4 protein-coding genes are annotated in these 2,593 nt (G+C 37.3%); all 4 read right to left on the reverse strand.

Annotated features, from left to right (window positions below; translation table 11 throughout):
• Positions 1–57: 57 nt before the first annotated feature.
• Positions 58–609, reverse strand: coding sequence for an ATP synthase F1 subunit delta (gene atpH, locus VKY50_RS06815; RefSeq protein ID WP_324300184.1), 552 nt, complete (start codon positions 607–609; stop codon positions 58–60).
• 4 nt (positions 610–613) lie between these two features.
• Positions 614–1,105 (reverse strand): F0F1 ATP synthase subunit B, encoded by a 492-nt coding sequence (locus VKY50_RS06820; protein WP_324300186.1) that lies wholly within the window; start codon positions 1,103–1,105, stop codon positions 614–616.
• Between the two features lie 85 nt (positions 1,106–1,190).
• Positions 1,191–1,391 (reverse strand): ATP synthase F0 subunit C, encoded by a 201-nt coding sequence (gene atpE, locus VKY50_RS06825; protein ID WP_324300187.1) that lies wholly within the window; start codon positions 1,389–1,391, stop codon positions 1,191–1,193.
• Positions 1,392–1,429: 38 nt separating this feature from the next.
• Complete coding sequence (atpB, locus tag VKY50_RS06830) at positions 1,430–2,521, reverse strand: F0F1 ATP synthase subunit A (RefSeq protein WP_324300189.1); 1,092 nt, start codon at positions 2,519–2,521, stop codon at positions 1,430–1,432.
• Between the last annotated feature and the right edge of the window lie 72 nt (positions 2,522–2,593).

Below are 2,593 nucleotides of genomic sequence, written 5' to 3' on the forward strand. Positions count from 1 at the left end.
TTTTTAGTATTTAAATTGTGGATGTTTTTTTAGCAATACACCCTGCCTTTATTTTAATTATTGTGCTACGTAAGAGTTATTTACTAAATCTCTTTTTAAATTATTCAATTGGTTCGCTACACTTGCATTGTATTGTAAATCTCCTACGCGCAATATGAAACCACCAATGATTGTTGGGTCAATTTTATTTTCCAGTTGTGCTGTTCCGCCAGTTAATTCCTCCACTTTAAGCAACACTTTTTTTTCTAGTTCTCCAGACAATGGTACTGCCGTGGTAACTGTAGCCTTATGAATTCCTTTTAAGGCATCGTATAGTTCCCCGTATTTTTCAGCGATCGCCCCAAGAAGATCTATACGATTGTTCTCTACTAAAAGATTGATCAAACCTTCAGTAGTGGTGTTTACTGAAGAAAAAACCTCCTTAAGAACTGCCTTTTTATTAGAAAGTTTAATCACAGGACTTTGAAGCACATGCTGTAAATCTGTATTCCCGTTCAGTGTAGCCGAGATAGACTTCATGTCCTGGTTGACCACGTCTAAGGCTTGTTGCTCCTTAGCGTGTGCCAGCACAGCTTTTGCATATCTAATTGCCGCTCTTGTACCTTTCATACTTCTAGTTTAAAGTCACTTGATCCAACATCGTGTCTACCAATTTCAACTGCTTTTCTTGATCAGATAATTGTTCTTTAACAATTTTCTCAGCAATCTCAACAGATAGACTAGCTACTTGTTGTTTCAATTCAACAACAGCTGCTTGCTTCTCACCCTCTATGACCACCTGCGCTTGCTTGATAATCTTATCTGCCTGCGCTTGTGCGGTTTCTTTGGCCTCAGCAATCATTCTATCTTTGATCTCACGAGCATCTTTAAGCATAGCATCTCTTTCGATTCGTGCCTCTTGAAGTAGTTTTTCGTTATCTGCTTTTAGGTTTTGCACCTCTTTACGAGCATCTTCTGCAGCATCTAAAGCGCTGTTGATAGACTCTTCTCTGCCTTTAACAGCTCCTAAAATAGGAGACCAAGCATACTTTCTAAGCAGTATAAATAGAATAGCAAAAACAATTACTGACCAAAATATTAAACTTTCAGGATGTGTAATATTCATTATATAAAATATTAAATAACGTTTCTAATGTTTCAAGTAAATCATGCTGCAACCAACCGTTACAGCACGACTTAATTTTCAAAAATTACGCTGTAATTAGCGCAACAACTACTGCGAAAAGCGCAACACCTTCAATAAGTGCAGCAGAAATAATCATAGCAGTTTGAATTTTTGAAGCTGCTTCTGGTTGACGTGCAATAGCATCCATCGCAGATCCACCAATTTTACCGATACCAATACCTGCAGCGATTGCAGCTAATCCAGCTCCTATTCCAGCTAAAATCATAGTTTAAAATTTATATAGTTACTAATTAAAACTCACTATTAATGATGCTCCTCGACAGCCTGTCCTATGAACAGCGCCGAAAGAAGCGTAAATACATACGCCTGTAAAGCCGCCACTAACAACTCCAATCCATACATAAACAATGAAAAGGCGATCGATACTGGTGAAATCCAGGCAGTTTCAAAAATAAAAATAAGCGCCATCAAACTCAATATGATGATGTGCCCTGCGGTTAAGTTTGCAAACAAACGAACCATTAATGAAAACGGTTTTGTAAACATCCCTAAAACCTCTACAGGTATCATAATAGGCAATAGCCATTTTGGAACACCTGGTGTTGCAAAAATATGACCCCAGTATCCTTTATTTCCGCTAAATATGGTGATTAGAAAAGTAAAGGTTGCCAGAACTCCTGTAAATAAAATATCGTTTGTAAGAGTTCCTTGGAATGGAAAAAATGGAATTAATCCAATTAAATTTCCTAGCCATATCAAAAAGAAAACAGTCAATAAATACGGCATATACTTCTGATACTTTTTCTCTCCGATATTAGGAATCGCAATATCATCACGCACAAAGATGATTAGCGGCTCTAAAAAGCCTGAAATTCCCTTTGGTGCTCTGTTGTTCTTTTTGTATGAATTTGCAATGGGAATAAAGACCAACAACATAATTATTGCTGTGATCATTAATGTAAAGACATTCTTTGTAATGGAGAAGTTAAGCGGTCTGCTATTGGCCACAGACCCTTCTTGATCAAAGGACACTGTTCCGTTGGCATCTGCATAGTAAATCTCATCTTGATAACGAACAAACTTTTGATCACCTCGTTCTACAACAACCTTCCCTTGTTCATCATGATGAAATTCAGAGGACATAAAAGTGACCAACCCATTTTCGGTCCATAATATTACAGGAAGTGGAAGTGAAATCGCCTTACCATTCCAGTCTGCAATATGAAATTCGTGGGAATCATTAATGTGACTATTAATTAATTTGGTAGCATCGAAACTAGTATCTTCGGGGGCTTCCGAAGAATGCGTATGCTGATCCTGAGCAAAAGCTCCAAAGGAACAAAACAACAATGCTAAATGAAAGAATCTTCTGAACGAATTTCCAACTATGATCATACCTCTAATTGATAAAATATATGGTCCTCAAAAATTTGCTGCAAAGGTACATCTTTTCTTCATACTAGGAAG

The sequence above is a fragment of the Galbibacter sp. genome, assembly GCF_035306585.1.
GTDB lineage: Bacteria > Bacteroidota > Bacteroidia > Flavobacteriales > Flavobacteriaceae > Galbibacter.

What these genes read in the sequence shown, in the direction of transcription:
- atpH (WP_324300184.1), bottom strand. Translation starts at nt 609, where the DNA reads ATGAAAGGTACAAGAGCGGCAATTAGATATGCAAAAGCTGTGCTGGCA.
- VKY50_RS06820 (WP_324300186.1), bottom strand. Translation starts at nt 1,105, where the DNA reads ATGAATATTACACATCCTGAAAGTTTAATATTTTGGTCAGTAATTGTT.
- atpE (WP_324300187.1), bottom strand. Translation starts at nt 1,391, where the DNA reads ATGATTTTAGCTGGAATAGGAGCTGGATTAGCTGCAATCGCTGCAGGT.
- atpB (WP_324300189.1), bottom strand. Translation starts at nt 2,521, where the DNA reads ATGATCATAGTTGGAAATTCGTTCAGAAGATTCTTTCATTTAGCATTG.